The 16,436-nt window shown below is 36.2% G+C and carries 22 protein-coding genes; 7 read left to right on the forward strand and 15 right to left on the reverse strand.

What is annotated here, in order from left to right; translation table 11 throughout:
- Positions 1-3: 3 nt before the first annotated feature.
- Together GJU32_RS18175 and GJU32_RS18180 are read right to left on the reverse strand one after the other, a co-directional pair.
- Positions 4-546 carry a DNA-deoxyinosine glycosylase gene (locus tag GJU32_RS18175; protein ID WP_155593336.1) on the reverse strand — a complete coding sequence of 181 codons (543 nt, stop codon included), beginning with the start codon at positions 544-546 and terminating at the stop codon, positions 4-6.
- Positions 547-564: 18 nt separating this feature from the next.
- A complete protein-coding gene (locus GJU32_RS18180; RefSeq protein ID WP_155593337.1) occupies positions 565-1,359 on the reverse strand; it encodes a DUF2268 domain-containing putative Zn-dependent protease in 795 nt (264 codons plus the stop codon).
- Positions 1,360-1,464: 105 nt separating this feature from the next.
- Between GJU32_RS18180 and GJU32_RS18185 the strand changes: the two genes are divergently transcribed.
- Positions 1,465-1,731 carry a hypothetical protein gene (locus tag GJU32_RS18185; protein ID WP_155593338.1) on the forward strand — a complete coding sequence of 89 codons (267 nt, stop codon included), beginning with the start codon at positions 1,465-1,467 and terminating at the stop codon, positions 1,729-1,731.
- A gap of 65 nt (positions 1,732-1,796) precedes the next feature.
- On the opposite strand, the gene GJU32_RS18190 is transcribed toward GJU32_RS18185, so the two are convergent.
- Positions 1,797-2,531, reverse strand: coding sequence for a polysaccharide deacetylase family protein (locus GJU32_RS18190; protein WP_155593339.1), 735 nt, complete (start codon positions 2,529-2,531; stop codon positions 1,797-1,799).
- A 252-nt stretch (positions 2,532-2,783) separates the two neighbouring features.
- Between GJU32_RS18190 and GJU32_RS23645 the strand changes: the two genes are divergently transcribed.
- The 4 genes from GJU32_RS23645 to GJU32_RS18205 all read left to right on the forward strand — a co-directional run bounded on the left by GJU32_RS23645 (position 2,784) and on the right by GJU32_RS18205 (position 4,865).
- Positions 2,784-2,909, forward strand: coding sequence for a hypothetical protein (locus tag GJU32_RS23645; protein WP_274381830.1), 126 nt, complete (start codon positions 2,784-2,786; stop codon positions 2,907-2,909).
- A 218-nt stretch (positions 2,910-3,127) separates the two neighbouring features.
- The gene (locus GJU32_RS18195; protein WP_155593340.1) at positions 3,128-3,430 is read left to right on the forward strand and encodes a YunC family protein; all 303 of its coding nucleotides are present in this window, start codon (positions 3,128-3,130) and stop codon (positions 3,428-3,430) included.
- 113 nt (positions 3,431-3,543) lie between these two features.
- Positions 3,544-4,170: a DUF2238 domain-containing protein gene (locus GJU32_RS18200; RefSeq protein WP_155593341.1), complete on the forward strand. Its 627-nt coding sequence runs from the start codon at positions 3,544-3,546 to the stop codon at positions 4,168-4,170.
- A 50-nt stretch (positions 4,171-4,220) separates the two neighbouring features.
- Positions 4,221-4,865, forward strand: coding sequence for an SIMPL domain-containing protein (locus GJU32_RS18205; RefSeq protein WP_155593342.1), 645 nt, complete (start codon positions 4,221-4,223; stop codon positions 4,863-4,865).
- 42 nt (positions 4,866-4,907) lie between these two features.
- On the opposite strand, the gene GJU32_RS18210 is transcribed toward GJU32_RS18205, so the two are convergent.
- From GJU32_RS18210 to GJU32_RS18225, 4 genes are read right to left on the reverse strand one after another with little or no spacing between them, the layout of a single operon-like run.
- Entirely contained in the window at positions 4,908-5,555 is a 648-nt protein-coding gene (locus GJU32_RS18210; RefSeq protein WP_155593343.1) for a uridine kinase family protein, read from the reverse strand.
- A 59-nt stretch (positions 5,556-5,614) separates the two neighbouring features.
- On the reverse strand, positions 5,615-6,172 hold the full coding sequence (locus GJU32_RS18215) for a histidine phosphatase family protein (RefSeq protein WP_155593344.1): 558 nt from the start codon (positions 6,170-6,172) through the stop codon (positions 5,615-5,617).
- 39 nt (positions 6,173-6,211) lie between these two features.
- Positions 6,212-6,457: a DUF4097 family beta strand repeat-containing protein gene (locus GJU32_RS18220; RefSeq protein ID WP_196426738.1), complete on the reverse strand. Its 246-nt coding sequence runs from the start codon at positions 6,455-6,457 to the stop codon at positions 6,212-6,214.
- A 2-nt stretch (positions 6,458-6,459) separates the two neighbouring features.
- A complete protein-coding gene (locus GJU32_RS18225) occupies positions 6,460-7,362 on the reverse strand; it encodes a DMT family transporter (protein WP_155593346.1) in 903 nt (300 codons plus the stop codon).
- Between the two features lie 120 nt (positions 7,363-7,482).
- Here GJU32_RS18225 and GJU32_RS18230 point away from each other — a divergent pair, with 120 nt between their 5' ends.
- Both GJU32_RS18230 and GJU32_RS18235 read left to right on the forward strand, forming a co-directional pair.
- The gene (locus GJU32_RS18230; RefSeq protein WP_155593347.1) at positions 7,483-8,820 is read left to right on the forward strand and encodes an aminotransferase-like domain-containing protein; all 1,338 of its coding nucleotides are present in this window, start codon (positions 7,483-7,485) and stop codon (positions 8,818-8,820) included.
- A gap of 74 nt (positions 8,821-8,894) precedes the next feature.
- The gene (locus GJU32_RS18235) at positions 8,895-9,137 is read left to right on the forward strand and encodes a group-specific protein (RefSeq protein WP_155593348.1); all 243 of its coding nucleotides are present in this window, start codon (positions 8,895-8,897) and stop codon (positions 9,135-9,137) included.
- Between the two features lie 48 nt (positions 9,138-9,185).
- On the opposite strand, the gene GJU32_RS18240 is transcribed toward GJU32_RS18235, so the two are convergent.
- From GJU32_RS18240 to GJU32_RS18275, 8 genes are all read right to left on the reverse strand, one after another.
- Complete coding sequence (locus GJU32_RS18240) at positions 9,186-9,344, reverse strand: DUF1540 domain-containing protein (protein WP_082389367.1); 159 nt, start codon at positions 9,342-9,344, stop codon at positions 9,186-9,188.
- Between the two features lie 96 nt (positions 9,345-9,440).
- A complete protein-coding gene (locus GJU32_RS18245) occupies positions 9,441-10,331 on the reverse strand; it encodes a helix-turn-helix transcriptional regulator (RefSeq protein ID WP_155593349.1) in 891 nt (296 codons plus the stop codon).
- A gap of 68 nt (positions 10,332-10,399) precedes the next feature.
- Positions 10,400-11,665 (reverse strand): erythromycin esterase family protein, encoded by a 1,266-nt coding sequence (locus GJU32_RS18250; protein ID WP_155593350.1) that lies wholly within the window; start codon positions 11,663-11,665, stop codon positions 10,400-10,402.
- Positions 11,666-11,683: 18 nt separating this feature from the next.
- Positions 11,684-12,421: an ABC transporter permease gene (locus GJU32_RS18255; RefSeq protein ID WP_155593351.1), complete on the reverse strand. Its 738-nt coding sequence runs from the start codon at positions 12,419-12,421 to the stop codon at positions 11,684-11,686.
- Positions 12,421-13,131 carry an ABC transporter permease gene (locus GJU32_RS18260; RefSeq protein WP_155593352.1) on the reverse strand — a complete coding sequence of 237 codons (711 nt, stop codon included), beginning with the start codon at positions 13,129-13,131 and terminating at the stop codon, positions 12,421-12,423. The genes GJU32_RS18255 and GJU32_RS18260 overlap by 1 nt, the downstream gene beginning before the upstream one ends.
- A complete protein-coding gene (locus GJU32_RS18265) occupies positions 13,128-14,039 on the reverse strand; it encodes an ABC transporter ATP-binding protein (RefSeq protein ID WP_155593353.1) in 912 nt (303 codons plus the stop codon). Before GJU32_RS18265 ends, GJU32_RS18260 begins: the two co-directional genes overlap by 4 nt.
- 106 nt (positions 14,040-14,145) lie before the next feature.
- Positions 14,146-15,528 carry a sensor histidine kinase gene (locus tag GJU32_RS18270; RefSeq protein ID WP_155593354.1) on the reverse strand — a complete coding sequence of 461 codons (1,383 nt, stop codon included), beginning with the start codon at positions 15,526-15,528 and terminating at the stop codon, positions 14,146-14,148.
- Entirely contained in the window at positions 15,525-16,193 is a 669-nt protein-coding gene (locus GJU32_RS18275) for a response regulator transcription factor (RefSeq protein ID WP_155593355.1), read from the reverse strand. The genes GJU32_RS18270 and GJU32_RS18275 overlap by 4 nt, the downstream gene beginning before the upstream one ends.
- Between the last annotated feature and the right edge of the window lie 243 nt (positions 16,194-16,436).

A 16,436-nucleotide genomic window follows, 5' to 3' on the forward strand; every position in this document is an offset into this window, starting at 1 on the left:
ACTTTACTGTTCGGAGGTTATTTTAGTTGTAGTGTTATTTTCCAAATAATATTGCATAGCCTTCCAGTCCTCTACCTTTTCAGCAAACGATTTAATATTTTTCCCTGGTATCGGACTCGTTGATGGCATTTTTTTGTAGGCTCGTCCATCTAAAAGCTCTAGACCAATATGCTTTTTAAAAACGTCGAATGCTTTTGACCCATTAAAAAGCACTAGCAGGATATTGGGATAGTTTTTAAAAAGGGTTTGAAAATCATTTGGTTTTTCATTGCGAATCGCTGCATCTAAGCTTCCTTTACGCTCGCAAGTTTCAATCGTGTCCCAAAGTCCAATGGCATTGTGTTTTAATAATGCGATTCTTTTTACATAGTCATCTGGAATATGGGTCTCCAATAGTTCTGCCATAATGGGCCAAAAGTGATTGCGTGGATTGCCATAGTACTGTTGCTTTTCTAACGATTGCTTCCCTGGCATAGAGCCTACAATTAGCACCTTTGTAGATGAATCTACGACTGGTAATAATACATTTTTTATTTCATTAGACACAACAATCACTCCTTTACTCTATTGTAGCGGAAAATCTGAGCCAGCAAGAAGATCTTGGCTTGAAATGAATAATGGGTTGGTAGATGAATGATTCGTTTTATACGACTGGATAATTCTGTAGCCTATACAATAGCCTATCCACGGTGGGAGCTCACCACCATATAAAAATGGCCTATGTTTTTCCACTCCTCGAAGTTGTAGATTTGGCAAAAAGTGAGTCTTCCATAAAGCTATGATCTCGTCAAATGTGTAGTTGTTTAACCATGGTGCTAGCCATTTATCTCCGTATATATCCTTCACCGCACATTCTGCTAATCCCTCTAAAATAAGAGAATCCAGCAAAGTCATCTCATCGAGTGACTTTTTTACAGTGTGTAAACGGCAAACATGATTGTATTCATGAGCAAACAATGCTTGAAGTTCTTGTGTTTCTACTTCTCCAATAAATAAAAAAAGGGCATGAGGATAAGCCACACCGTTTTTATTGGTCATCGTTTGCTGTTGGGTAATTGGAAAAATATAAATAGGTACTGTGGGACCATGCCACTTCTGTTGTAAAAATAAAAATTCCTGCTGCACCCAATGCCAAACGTTGTGCTTCTTTAATTCCTCTAGCTCAACTGCCTCATGTGGTAGAAAAAGTCCCTGTTGCTGTAATGTAAATTGTACTTCTTCTGGAAACCCATCTTGAAATAGATTTACTAAACGATTACAAAGAATCGAGCATTGTAAGTTATCTAGCTCATCTTTTCTTTTAGATTTTTTGGCGTTGACAAATTCATCTAACCACTTATCTGTTGACACGACTGCCACTTCATCACCTCTTTACAGCATATGTCGCGAATAGACAATCGGCTAATGATAAATGAATCAATTTGCATATATTAGCTTGTAATGAAGTCGAAAGGAGGGATATTTGTGAATCCAGCTGAAACGTATGATCTTTGCTGTAAATATCACGGTAAACGCGTTAGGATTTCTGATTCAAATGGTAGGGTACATGTTGGGGAAATCACAAGAGTAGACAGAAGACAGGTATGGATTCTACCTGATAGAAGATACAGTGGTTATGGTTTAGGATTTTGGGGATTCGGAGGAGGAGGCTTCGGAGGCGGAGGCTTTGGCTACGGAATTGCATTAGGAACAATTCTAGGCATTGCACTAGCTCCAATTATTTTCTTCTAACTCAAGCATTTTTTTTATGTGAAAAATAAGCCATTTCAAACTTTATTGAGATGGCTCATTTTTCATTATTGAACTTGCTCTTGTTGCTGTTTACTTTCAATCAACTCGGATATTGTGACAAATGTGTAGCCCTGTTTTTTTAATGCAGGTATTATTTCTTCTAGTGCTTTAATAGTTTGTGCACGGTTACCTCCACCATCATGAAATAAGATAACATCGCCAGGCTTTGTTCCCTTCATCACCTTTTGCACAATTTTCTTTACACCAGGCTCTTTCCAATCTTGCGTATCTTGATGCCAAGACCACATCACAACTTTGTAGCCGTCCTTTACAGCAGCATTAATCATAGCATCTGTGTAATTTCCACCAACAGGACGGAATAAAACTGGGGAAAAACCAGTAATACTATAAATCGTTTCATTTGTCTGCCGAAGCTCTTCTTGCAAATCTTTGATGGAAACTTTAAACGGATGTGAATACGTATGATTTGCTAATTCATGCCCTTCTGTATAAGAACGTAAAACAAGGTCTGGATACTTATCTGCATTTTTCCCAACAATAAAAAAGGTAGCTTTTGCTTTATATTTTGCTAATAAATCGAGCACTGCCGCAGTGTATTTCGGATGTGGACCATCATCAAAGGTGAGTGCGACAATTTTATCTTCTGTGTTAATATCCCACACAACTTCACCTGTCTGCTCATAATAAGGACGGCCCTTATCTGCATAGCCTTGCTGCCCTAAAAACCCTGAGATGATTAAAAAGCAAACCGTAAAAATCAATACATATATACGTGTCATAGCATCACCTCCCAAGTTCAAAATTCACAGAACTCCGTCATCTTACTATTTACGAATAACAGTGAATTATACTTCTGAAGGATTGTCAGTTCTTATTATTTCAAAAAAACTTTACGTACGATTAATAATTTTGAACGATATGTGAAAAATAACGGAAAGTACTTTATTTTTTAATGTATTAATGTAAACTGATATACAACAATTACATTAAATAATTAAATGTTATGTAACACAACTAAGGGGATGACGTATATGTGGGTTATTACCGTTTTTGAAGAAAACACTTATCGCATGTTTGAGTACAGTTCTAAAAGTGAGGCAACAAGTGCATTAAATAAATTTAAACAACAAACAGCTTTGCTATCGTATACAAAATAAATGTAAGGGAATCTATTCATCACGAGTAGATTCCTTTTTTGCTATTTATAGGCTTTCAGCATATTACTCTGGCATAACTTAATCACAACCAGTTTCATTCTTTTCCATATATCGAATTGGTTAGTTGAGTTGTCGCATTCTTAGAGATTTTTTTAATGGAAATGTTGAACACCTTGCTAATTATCACCATATGTATATAGAGAAAAGGAGTGATTTCGATGGTGACAATTGAACCTATTATGATTAAAGGGCATTTTTTCACTGCAGTTGTTGTTCAATTACCTAAAACGACGCTACTGACCATTTCCAATACTACAGGCTACATTATGTGTGGAGCGTTAGATGTAGGTCTTTTAAATACTCGCTTAGTTGATCGAAAAATTGTTGCTGGTCGTGCAGTAGGCGTGAAGACGATTGATGAGCTATTAACAGCTCCGTTAGAATCGGTAACGTATGAAGCAGAACAGCTTGGTATTACAGAAGGAATGTCTGGTGTAGAGGCACTTTTAAAAATGATTTAACCTAAGAAAGGCGTCAGTTCTAGAGTGACTAGACGCTTTTCTTATATTTCCTGACCTATATTGAATAAGCAATTTCCCCCTTCCCCATACTGTGGGGCAAAGGGAGTGTTGTTATGAATAATGGTAAACATTTTAAAATACATGTAACCTTACTTGCCATCGTCTTCATCGTCTTCATTTGGTCCGTCATTAAGCCCTCCTCCTATTTAGATTGGCTGGCTGAAGTTAGCCCAGGCGTAGTGGCAATAATTGTTGTTGTTTGTATTTATAATAAATTTCGCTTCACAACATTTTCTTATTTTATCATTGCCTTATTGTCGATTCTTACTTTTATAGGTGGGCACTATACCTATTCAGAAGTTCCGCTTTTCAATTGGATAAAAGAAGAATTTCATTTGCAACGCAATCACTATGATCGTTTTGGCCATTTTATTAAAGGTTTAGTAGCCATCGTGATAAGGGAAATATTACTTCGAAAGACACCGCTTATTAAAGGAGCTTGGTTAACAGGTATTACAATCAGTATTGTGCTCGCAATTGCTGCTTTATATGAAATTATTGAGTGGTTAAGTACAAAAATCTCGAAGGGCGGTAAAGGTGCGAAAGACTTTTTAGGCATGCAGGGAGATCGCTGGGATGCTCAGTGGGATATGTTTTTAGCCTTGTTGGGGACTGTTTTAACTTTACTTTTCTTCACAAAGCTCCATGATAAATTTTTGAAAAGACTAAACAAGGAATAATCTATTTTTGCATAGCATGATAGTATAAACCTTTCGAAAGGTGGTTTTGTATGTATTATGCACAGGTCAATCAACAATCTCCCCATCTATCACGTGTTATTACGGTAATTGGCAATGGACAGGTAATGGCTACTCCAAGCTCTGTTCAATTACAAATTGAAGTCCAAACACAAGGCCAAAATGTACAAGGACCTCAGCAGGAAAATGCGATGATAATGAATCGAGTTATTCAATCACTAGTAGCTCTTGGTATTCCAAAAGAGCAAATTCAAACAGCTAGTTATACGATTACACCACAGTATAATTTTGAAGATGGTAAACAAATTTTTAATGGCTATGAAGTGATTAATGCCATTACCGTCAATGTAGCCAATACTGATAATATGGGCTTAATTATTGATACAGCCGTAGAAAATGGGGCAAATCGTATAGCTAATATTCAGTTTAAAAATGACCATGTAGACACTTATTATCAGCAAGCATTAAGTTTAGCTCTTCAGAATGCTCAATTGAAGGCGAAAACCATTGCAGAAACCATGCATCTGCCTTTGCAACCTCTCCCCATAGAAATCGTGGAAGAGCAGGCTAACACACCAATCCTTTATCGCTCTATAGCCGTTTCCTCGGGGGTTACACCTATAGAACAGGGACAAATAGCTATCAACGCTACTGTCCGCGTAAAGTTTCAATACTAAAGACAGGAGCCTCCCGCTAATTGAATAGCAGAAGGCTCTTTATTATTTTATAAATGTATTTTTTTCAATAAAGATTACGTCACCCTGTGTTTTAATAACTAGATCAAAATGCTGACTAAAAGGATGCATAAATAATTCATATTGAAGACGTCGTTCATCATGTGATTGTTTTAAATAATTGATATCTATCCCTCTTTCAAGTACGTCACGACCCGATCTTCTGTTAAACTCTGTAGCCCCATCAGTATAAAAATAAATTTTTAAATCAAATAACTTTGGATTAATAAATGCTACACTCATGCCTTCAACTAGCGTGATCTGTTTTTCTGAAGAAAGTAATGTACTTTTCAAATAATGCGTATCAATTGTCAATAAATCTAGTCCTGTTCTTATCATCTGAACATCTCTTTCTAACGACGGCAAATGATGGGCGGCGGGATGACAAGCAGTCATTTTAAAATGATGATCTTCATTTTGATATGTATAATTAATCATTGTCTGTTTGCGAATGTCTGCACTGACAATATACGGATCAGTATTCATATAATTCACTTCATCTTGATTTAAAGCATTTAATAGCTTTTGGGCAAATGTTGTTTTTCCGGCAGCTCCATGACCTGAAATGCCAATAATCATCCTTTTATCGGCTAACTTAATCCTTTTTAAGATTTCGTTTAAAATTGTCTCCATCGCACTCTCCTTCATCATAAAAGGTATGGTAAGAAACAATCTTACCATACCAACTAATTTTAGGATTCACTATTCTGTGAACTCCATACTCGCTCTATCATTACGCCATTGAGATGAACACTTAATAGAAAAACATCTGGGTTACTTAAATTTTGCCAACTTTGAAAATCAACCTCTTGATCATAATGCTTCAATAACAACGAAATGATATTCCCATGACTCACGATTAATATATTGTCAGCATCTTGAGCAAAAGCGTCTTCTACAACGGTTACAATTCGATCCATCGCTTCTCTGCTGGATTCTCCCCCATCAAATTTTAAATCCATATCAATAAATGTCGCCTGTAATTTTTCGTACCAATCTGGCAGATCTCTCGTACTTAAAAGACGTTCTGAAAGCCGTTCATCAATTTCTATAGTAATACTTTCTCTAATACTTAATGGTTCAATGGATTGGATAGCTCGTAAAAAAGGGCTGGATAGGATTCGTTCAATTTTTATATCCTTGAAAAAATCAGCTAAAGTTTCTGCTTGCTTCAACCCAGTCTCAGTTAAAGGTGCGTCTGGTGATTGTCCTTGCGCAAGACAATGTCTAATAATATAAATTTTCCCCATAAAAAACTCCCTTCGAGAAAGTCACATTTCACATTGTAATTATTTAACATTTATTATACCTGCTTTACTAACTAGTTCCAATCTATTTGTAGCCTCGCCAATTGTCCCCCTCATCGAATATTCACTACCATCTTTTTTGTTTAAACCTTCTAAATCAACGGTAATGTCCGATGAGTCACTTGTAGCCATAAGCTCTAATGATTGTGGGTCATTTTTATAAGAAATTGTAATATCTCCTGAGCCAGTTTCGATTGATAATGATTTTTCTTCGTCTATTTCCTTCAAAATCACCTCCTACGCCCAAAATAATTTGTTCCTATGACGCCAATAATAATGATGACACCACCTATAAAATGGTAAAAACGGAAGGCTTCTTGTAAAAACAAAACGCCTGCAAGTATTGTAATGAGCGTAGCAAAATTACTGAAAACACTCATTTTGGAAGCTTCCAATTTAGATAATGCATAATTTGATAAATAGGACGTACCAAGTGAAGATAAAATACCTAAATATAAAATGGCGATGACAAAATCAGCATGTTTAAATGGCTGATAAAATTCATTGAGTGTGCCATTCACCAAATGATGTCCAAGAGCCATTCCATTAAAAATGACAAATCCACACAATGTCATTGCATACGTTAAAATCAGTAATGAATATTGCTTTGTAAGTCTTCTTGCAAATACGTTATAAAGCGAAGCAGCAATAGCTGAAAGTAAAATAAATCCGCTGCCAATTATATTTCCTGTAGTAGCATTCACGCCATTCATAAATAGCATGTAGATGACTCCAAGTACTGATAAACTAATGGAGACAAGCTGTCCTTTTGTAGCTTTTTCTTTTAAAATTACGCTTGCCAGTGCTAATGTAAAAATAGGGATGGTTGCTTGTATAATTCCCGCCTCTGATGAGGAGATTTTAGCAAGCCCAAGCACTTGAAAAGTAAAAAAAGCAATAGGGTACAAAATTGCTAACGGTAAAATTTTAAAAAAATCCTGTCTTTTGATTGTTAACTTATTTTGCGTAAATGCCATTAAAAGAGCAATACCAATGAGTGCAAAAGTAAAGCGATGTGCAAGTGTATCAATAGGGCTCGCAACAGTCAACGTAACTTTCACAAACATAAATGAGAGCCCAATGACAAAAGCATAAATGATCGCTGCTATATAGGCCTTTCTTTTTTCTGTCATACGATTGTACTCCTTCTTACATCATTCCCGGCCGGTATAGCTATCGTACTAAAAATAAGCAGAGATGGGCGATATTAAAAAAACGCATCTGTACCGATACAGATGCGCTGGAGGTTGTATATGCTTAAATATGAATGGATTTACTCTCAACTCTTGGCTCAAATACAAACAGGTGCTTTACAATCCGGTTCAAAGCTACCGTCTATCCGCCAATTAACACAGCAATTTTCTTGCAGTAAAAGTACGATTTTAACCTCTTTAAAAAAACTTGAGGATCAACATCTTATCTATGCCTTGCCTAAAAGCGGCTACTATGTCGTTGACCATCAACTACCTTACCAACCACAATTAAATGAATACATAGATTTTGCCACATCTTCACCTAGTTGGCATGCATTCCCTTACAAGGATTTTCAGCATTGTATCAACAAAGCTATCGATACATACCAAGCAGACCTATTTAGATATGGGACACCAAAAGGCTTACCCTCTTTAATAACAGAAGCAAAAAAATTATTAACAAATTATCAACTGTTCACAAAAGAAGAAAATATTTTCATTACTTCTGGCGTCCAACAATCCCTATCCTTGCTAAGTATTATGCCATTTCCAAATGGTCGCTCAACCATCTTAGTGGAACAACCTAGTTATCATTTGTATATGGATTATTTAAAAACCTATGGACTTCCCGCAATCGGCATCAAAAGAACATCGGATGGAATTGATTTACATGAATTAGAAAGCATTTTTAGCAAACATAACATAAAGTTTTTTTACACGATGCCGCGCCTGCACAATCCTCTAGGTACTTCTTATAGTAAAAAGGAAAAGGATGCTATCCGTAACCTTGCTTATAAATATGATGTTTACATAGTTGAAGATGATTATTTGGCAGATTTCGAACAAAACCATAAAATGGATCCATTATTTACAGATGACTCACAGGCACATGTTATTTATTTAAAAAGCTTTTCTAAAATTATGTTTCCCGGCTTACGAATCGGGCTTGCCGTTTTACCTGATGTCTTTATTGATACATTTCAGCAGTATAAAAATACCACTGATATTGATAGTTCGATGATTTCTCAGGCTGCATTAGAGCTCTATTTGAAAAGCGGTATGTTTGAACGTTATCAAAAGAAAGTCAGTGAGGCGTATGCAATACGTGCTAACAGACTCCAGCAAGCCATAACAACACATTTGGCAGAATATCAGGCATCTACAGAAGTCTGTATGCATAGCCATATCATTCTTCCAAAACAGGTCAATATCAATAAGCTCATCCAGCATTTGACGCAACGAAATATTTTTCTAGATACAATTTATCGTAATTATTTAGACGAATTTTACTATGAACGGATATTAAAACTAAATGTTTCGAATGTTGAAGAATCAAAAATTGACACTGGCATAAAGGAAATTGCGCAAGCCCTAAACAACCCTAATCATTACTTTTAATTAATGGCATTCATGAAATCTTACCTTAAGTCATATATTTAGACATCATAAATTGGTTCAATAAGGAGGATTCAATGCAATCTGAAAAATTGCGACTAAGGAAGATTCAGCGTCTTGCGTATGAAATCATGGATGAGATGCATAAAGAAAAAGACCGAAATGAAGTGCACAAGTTCATTCCAATCATTGATAATTTGTCGCGAGCAATTGGTGATTTAACGGATTCCGTTGGTAAATACTCATTGGATTATGTAGAAGAAAAAGTAAAAAATGCACATACACTTCTATTTAACAAAGAAAAAGTGGATATGTATTAATAAAGGCAGGGAAAAAGGGTAACCATATATATGGCTACCCTTTTATCATTAATGCGTATCAGGTTCGAATGTTTTACAATCTGTTTCTTCACTGTTGGAAGCATGTTGCCCCTTTTGGCTGACAACATAAATTTTTTCTGCAGTACACTTGTTTCCAGAATCCCAAAATGTGCAGTTATTGACTTCACAAAGAATTTCTTGTGCCATCGTTATACACCTCCTCTTTGTTAGCTTTAACAAATTAGAGGTAATCAATACGTTGTTAAACAAAGTCTATCTACGACAAATTGAATAGCATGCCGTTTACAATGAATCCATACTAAAGTCTAGGTTTGTAGGTTGGCTCGGTAAACGTTCCTGCGATAACATATTGGTTGAGGGTACGTTGTCATCGACTTCTTCAAATCGAAAGCCATCTGCCCATACTTTACCCGAACCAATTAATAACACACCAAAATAAATGGAGTAACCTTCCTCAGGTACATCTAATACGATGGAATAGTGATTCCATTCGGTAGTCCCTGTCACAGAACGTTGATCCATGTTATCAAATTGAATGGTGTCACCCGTACCATTATCAATACGCATCCAAGCACCACATTTTGTAGCATCAGCTGTCTTTAAATAGCATGACATTTTCAACCGCTTACCTTTATATTCAGCTGCTTGAAAGCCCTGCATCATCGTAGCAAATTGCCCATTATTCCCTGATGCTATTGTGGAATATATAACACCCGAACGCTTTCCCGAATGAAATACCTTGTCATCTGTATGAAATTTATATAACTCTGGATTCGCACCACTCAACATCCAACCACTAACATGTTCGTTTAACTCCATCATCTTTTCTTCCTCCATCATATTTAAAGATTGCATCAATTTTCGATACTTCCCTGGTGGCAAGGCGTAAACTTCTTTAAAAGCTCTTGTAAAAGCCTCTTGTGATTGAAACTGGAGTGTAAATGCAATCGTTAATATCGATGCATTGGAGTAAATCAAATAACTTGCAGCCATAGCTAATCGGCGTATACGAATATATTCACCAATTGTAAGCCCTGTTTCTTGCTTAAAAATCCGACTTAGATGGTATTTCGAATAGCCAACATTAGTAGGAAGACACTCAAGTAAAATTTCTTCCGTCAATTGCCCCTCGATATAAGCAATAGTCCTTTGTGTTGCTTGACTATACTCCATGTTACTCACCTCATCTTTATCATATAGGAGAAGGAAAGAAATTTTTTGATGGAAGTTGCTAAATTTTCTTAATCAATTATTTTTGTTGACGTTGCTTCTTGCACAACAATGAGACCGTCATATGCCTCAACAGGTGTCATATTAATGGTATACAGCATTTGTGTAAGCTTATACCACGGACGAAAATCATCGCCGATATTGCCCATTCTTTGCTTTTTTGAAAGAATATTAGCCAGTTCTTCTGATTGATTGGCATTTTCAAAATCCACATAAAAGATATTGTCGTCAACTTCACTAAAGGCATCCACTAATGCATTATGATGTTCAATCGTATATTCCTTACGTTCACCAGAACCCGCATTTTGTGCTTGGAATGTATTTTTTACAAAGTCTGTCCCAATCGCAAAATATTGATCTTTATATTGCTCATTTAAATAATGCCCCATTGATTGATATCCTGCCATTGTAGCAGAAGTTTTTTCTATATGACCATTATGAGCAGACATGAGTACTTTATCATGTCCTTGCGTTGCTTCGTATTCAACAATCCACTGTAAATTCTCAGCTAAATATTCATCCCGTAAATTCATATAGTTATCATCATTTAAAAATAATTGTGTACGCTGTTTCATAATTCGTGCGTATTGAACAGCAAAAGAATAGGCATCCTTTGATGATTTTTTCTCATATAACCCTTTGTTTGACTGTAAATCTTTGATAATTTCATCAATCGTTTTATCAACTTCTAGTAGCTGTGTATTCGATAATTCTCTCATCGTTTTATTCGAAACATGCTCTAGCTGATCCGTATATTTCTTAGCATTTTCACCATGTACATTTGCATAATAATCAAGCAATCCCTTTTTGCTATAATCATAGCGTTGCATATCATTTCCATAAAAATATATTTTCTCTTGCTCACTGACTGTAAGGTTATATTCGTGCATCCATTGCACAAACTCTACCATTTGCTCGGTTTGATAGATGCCGTAATCCAGCGTTTTTATAACCTCCTCTGCAGTGTTAACACCATTTAAAACAAACTGGTTAATTTGCTGGGCTCCACCAAAATCCCCTTCTAAAACAAAGACATGAACATTTTCATTTTTGATCATCGCTTCAAACATATCCTTTTTTAATGTTTGAAACTCCTTATTTCCGTGTGTCGCTTCCCCAAAACCAATAATTTTTACATCATCAGGAATATTAATATCTTTTATTTCACTAATATATTGGGAGGCATCTTTCACAGCATCTCCCTGCCCACATCCAGCTAATACTACTAGTAGCATGCATGCTGTTACTAATCGTATGCTTCTTTTCATCTTTATCATTTTAATTCTCCCTTAAGGTTAAATTGCTTTTCGTTGGAAATAATAGTAACCTCCAAGGAAAAACAGAATAAATCCACCACCTACAACTGTTAACAATTGCTCCCACGGCACAAAGAATACATCGTCTGTATTGCCACCTATATACATCATAGAAAAAGGCTGTGCCCAAGGATAATATGGGCCAATACGTTCAGAGTTCACCGCTAAAATAGATGGTAGCGTAAATATGACATTGACAGCAAAAGGAGCGGCAAAGCTTTTAAACATAATAGACATCCACAATTGCAAGGCCACTAAAGGCAGTGTTGCTACCCAGCCTCCAACAATACTTTTCCACACGATTTCCATTGGAAAAGGATCTGTGTAGCCCTTCAACATACCCACAGCAAAGACCGAGCCTAAATACAATATCTGCATCGCCATAACAAGCAGCGTGATTAATACATATTTGGCTACAAATACTTGCCCCCTCGTTACAGGTAGTGCTAAAAGCTGCTTCCATCCACCCGACTGATGTTCATACCTGCAAATGAGACTGGCAAAAACGCCAGTAATGAGCGGTAAAAACAATAATGCGTACGTTAAATTCATCGAGAATAGGGCAATATACCATTCATTCATTTCAATCCCCTGCATATTGTCTTCTAAATTAGCTGAAAGGCCAATAAACAACCCAATAATAGGTCCAGCCATAATAATCGGCACCATTTTCGATTTACGCAACTTGAACCACTCAGCTCGAAGTATAGTACTCATTATTTCACGTCCCTTCTTGCAAAATCGATCATGCCAGCAATATATAGTAAAATACCAGTACCTACGCCTAGCATGACATTGATCATCGGCTCATTCCATTGGTTCATCAATGAAGGCCATTTCCATATCATCCAATCAGGTAAAACATATGAGGAGTAGGCAAATATCACCCCGAAAATGCCTACTGTAATAGGAATCCCTTGATTATGACTAACACTGGCAATCCACAGTTGCAGTGCTAAAATCGGCAATGCTGCAAGCGCCGGAAAATAACTAAATTTGGCTAGCTCCAAGTAAGGTATCGTTTCTCCTAAATTTAAAAATAACCCGTAACCTAGTGAAAAAATCATTAGTAGTGTCGAAGCCAAAAATAGTAAAATAGCCAACACTGTAAATTTAGATAAATATACGGTTAATTTTGAGACAGGTAATGCGATTAGTTGCTTCCAAGCATTTGTCTCGTTTTCAATACTCGCGATGAACGACGTTAGAATAGCAATACCCAATACAATGGCCAGTGGTGTAAAAGAATGAACATTTAGTAAAAAATAGCCCCAGTCATCTTCACTTTGTTGTAAAAGATAATCTTTTCTTACTCCGTAATTGACCATTTGAAGTGCAACCACACCAAATGGACCTAAGAGCGTTAAAAACCATAAACCTTTGCGTTTAATCTTTAAGAAATCAGCAGTTAACAGCCTTCCCATCATATCGCCTGCTCTCCTGTTGTCATTTGCAGGAAGATTTCCTCCAATGAGCGTTTCTCTTCTTCTACTCTGAATATAGAAATGCCTTCCTGTACAAGAACCTGGACTATATGGGCTACCTTTTCATCCGAGCATTCCTCTAAGAAAATAACGCCATCTCGATAGTCTGCTTTAATGCCATTTGCTAAAAGTGAACGCCATCCTTTTTCGCTATTATTCACTTTAAATGTAACCTTTGGTTGTGCAAATTGACGCATCGCCTCAATAGAATCTTGGAAAATCAATTTCCCTTTAGAAACAATGCCTACTTGTGTAGCCATTTGATCAATTTCTGATAATAAATGACTAGAAATAATAATGGTCATGCCATATTCCTTTGGCAGCCTTTTAATTAAATTTCGAATTTCAATAATACCTGAAGGATCGAGACCATTCGTTGGCTCATCTAAAATGAGTAATTCAGGGTTGTGTAGTAGAGAAGCTGCAATACCAAGACGTTGCTTCATACCCAGTGAAAAACCCTTTACTTTTTTATTGGCAGCTTCTTTCAAACGAACAATTTCGAGAACTTCATCGATTCGAGATTTTGATACGCCTAAAATTTTTCTTATTGCCTCCAAATTCTCGTATGCCGTTAAGTGCGGATAGTAGGAAGGGTTCTCTACTAATGAGCCAACATTGGCTAAGATTTGAATACGTTCCTTTGTAATATCCTTTTGAAAAATTTTAATTGTACCGGATGATGGCTTCATTAAACCAAGAAGCATACGAATCGTAGTAGTTTTTCCTGCTCCATTCGGTCCTAAAAATCCATATATTTCACCTTTGCGTATTTGTAAGTTCATATTTGAAACAGCTTGTTCTTTCCCAAAGCGTTTTGATAAATTTTGTGTTTGTACGATATATTCCATTGTCCTCACCTCTTTAACTATCATAAGAGCCGAAGTTTAAAAACAGGTAAGGACCAAGTTTAAATTTTGTTTAAAAAACATTTCAAACGCAAAAAATCTGCGAGCTTTACTGTCCAAGCTTCGCAGATTGAATCACATTTTTTATGATGATTTTTGTGCCAGATGAATTTGAATTTATTTCCCATTCTAAGTGCATGCCCTTTACCATGATATCGACAATGGATAAGCCAATCCCTGCACCCTTCGCATTCGATTCGTTTTTCATTCCATTGCCATGATCCTCAATAATAAAAGCCATATATCTTTCAGTTGACTCGGTTTTCACGCTTATAAATTTACCGCTATTAGCATGCCGCAGTATGTTTTGGAAGACATTATCGAAAATACGTCCCAACCATAATGGGTCAACATGCCATTCATTGTGTTCAAAAGCTTGCAGTTCTATATCGATGGTAAAGCCCTCTCGTTCAAAAACTGGATACCATGTTGTTAGATGTTCCCGTACGAATCGAATAACATTGATGTTCTTGGGTTCTAATTTGTATTTGCTTGCCATGAGCAATGTGTAGGACATTAAATTTTCAATTAAAGCATCAATATTCACTATGGATGTTTCCATTGCCTTCAAAGCCTGTTTACCTTCTCCTGATAAGGCTTCTTTACTAAGTGAATAGGATTGAGCTCTCACTTTTGTTAAAGGTGTTCGCAAATCATGTGATAAATTAGCAATCAGCTCTCGTCTTAGCTGTTCTTCTTTTTGTTGGCGCTGTTTACTCTCTCTTAGCTCGCAAACCATTCTATTAAAACTATGCTCCAATTGACCAATTTCGTCTTTCTTTTTCACATGAATCTCGATAGGTAGACCATCTACATCACGTATCTCCATAGCCTCTTGAAGATGTAAAAGTCTTTTTCGAATTCCTTTGAAAAATAAAAGCGAAACCACAATAAAAAATACAATGACGGCAATAACACCAAAAATTAAGAAATTACCATAGTTATTATAAACCTTCTTAAGTGGTGGATTAAATGCTTCCCTTGGTAGCTCTATTACGATAAAGCCATTTGACACATCATCACCTAAGAAAGCAATAACCGTAAAGGGATCACCTCCATAGCGCTCTTTTATAAACTTCGTTGTATATGCTGGAGTCCATTTTGTTGGCAACTGATTCTTAACATTCACAGTGTTCAATAAAGTTCCCTCTTCACTCACCCAGAACATAGAGGCTGTAGGGTATTGCGCTTGCCACTTTTGAAAAAGCTGAGCTATAGCATCATCTGTCGCATTATTTATACTTTTAGCCTGTGCATGCCATTGCTCCTCAATATCACTTTCCAATAGAACTTCATTTGAAAATTCCCCTGACCCTGTCTTGCTAATACCTAACATGAACATAGCAACACCAAGATAGGAAACTTGCACAATGGATATGGCTAATAGAATAATGAGTATATATTTCGCTAATAGCGATCGGAAAAAACTCATAATTTCACCCTATAGCCAATCCCTCGAATCGTTTCGATAATCGTAGGTTTTGCAGGATTTATTTCTATCTTTTCTCTTAAGTAACGAATATGAACCATCAATGTTTTATCACCTTCTATATAACTCTCACCCCAAATACCCTCATAAAGCTGCTCCTTCGTTAAAATTTGATTGAGATGACGAATAAAATACTGCAATAGATAAAATTGTTTACCAGTTAAGAGGATTTCTTCTTCATTTAGCTTATTCATAATTCGCATATCTTTCGTATAAATTTTAAGATGCTGAAGTTCTAGTACATCATCATTTTTTTGATATCTTCTCAGTAATACTTCAAGTCTTGCAACTAGTTCATCAGGGTGGAAAGGCTTTGTTAAGTAATCATCAGCGAAATTTAGCCCTTCAATTTTATCTTCTACAGCTGTTCGTGCTGATAACATTAAAATTGGCAGGTCCTTATTTTCTCGCTTAATTCTTTTACCAATAGAAAAACCATCTAAACCAGGTAGCATCACATCTAATATGGCAATATCTTTTGAGGCAATGTGTTGCTCAAGGCCTTCCCCAGATTCTAACCATGTCACTTCATAACCTCTTTCTGTTAGATCCTTGTTTACCCATTGCCCAATTTCTCTTTCATCTTCTATGTACAAAATACGAATCAATGTTCACCCTCCTTGTTTATGACTAAAACTATCTTAAAATACCATATTTTGCATTATACCTTTAACTAGATTTTAAAAACAATATAAATTCCATACATGGTTATTATAGGGTAAATAGCGACTCGTTTTCTTACTGATTTTCTAAAACTTTGATTAGTGGAATAAAAAAACACAACTTTTTGTCAAAGTGGACTTACCCCTGTTAAGTAGACAACACTAAAAAACACTACGCAGCCATCTGGT

Source organism: Lysinibacillus cavernae (assembly GCF_009724685.1).
Taxonomy (GTDB): Bacteria; Bacillota; Bacilli; order Bacillales_A; family Planococcaceae; genus Lysinibacillus; species Lysinibacillus cavernae.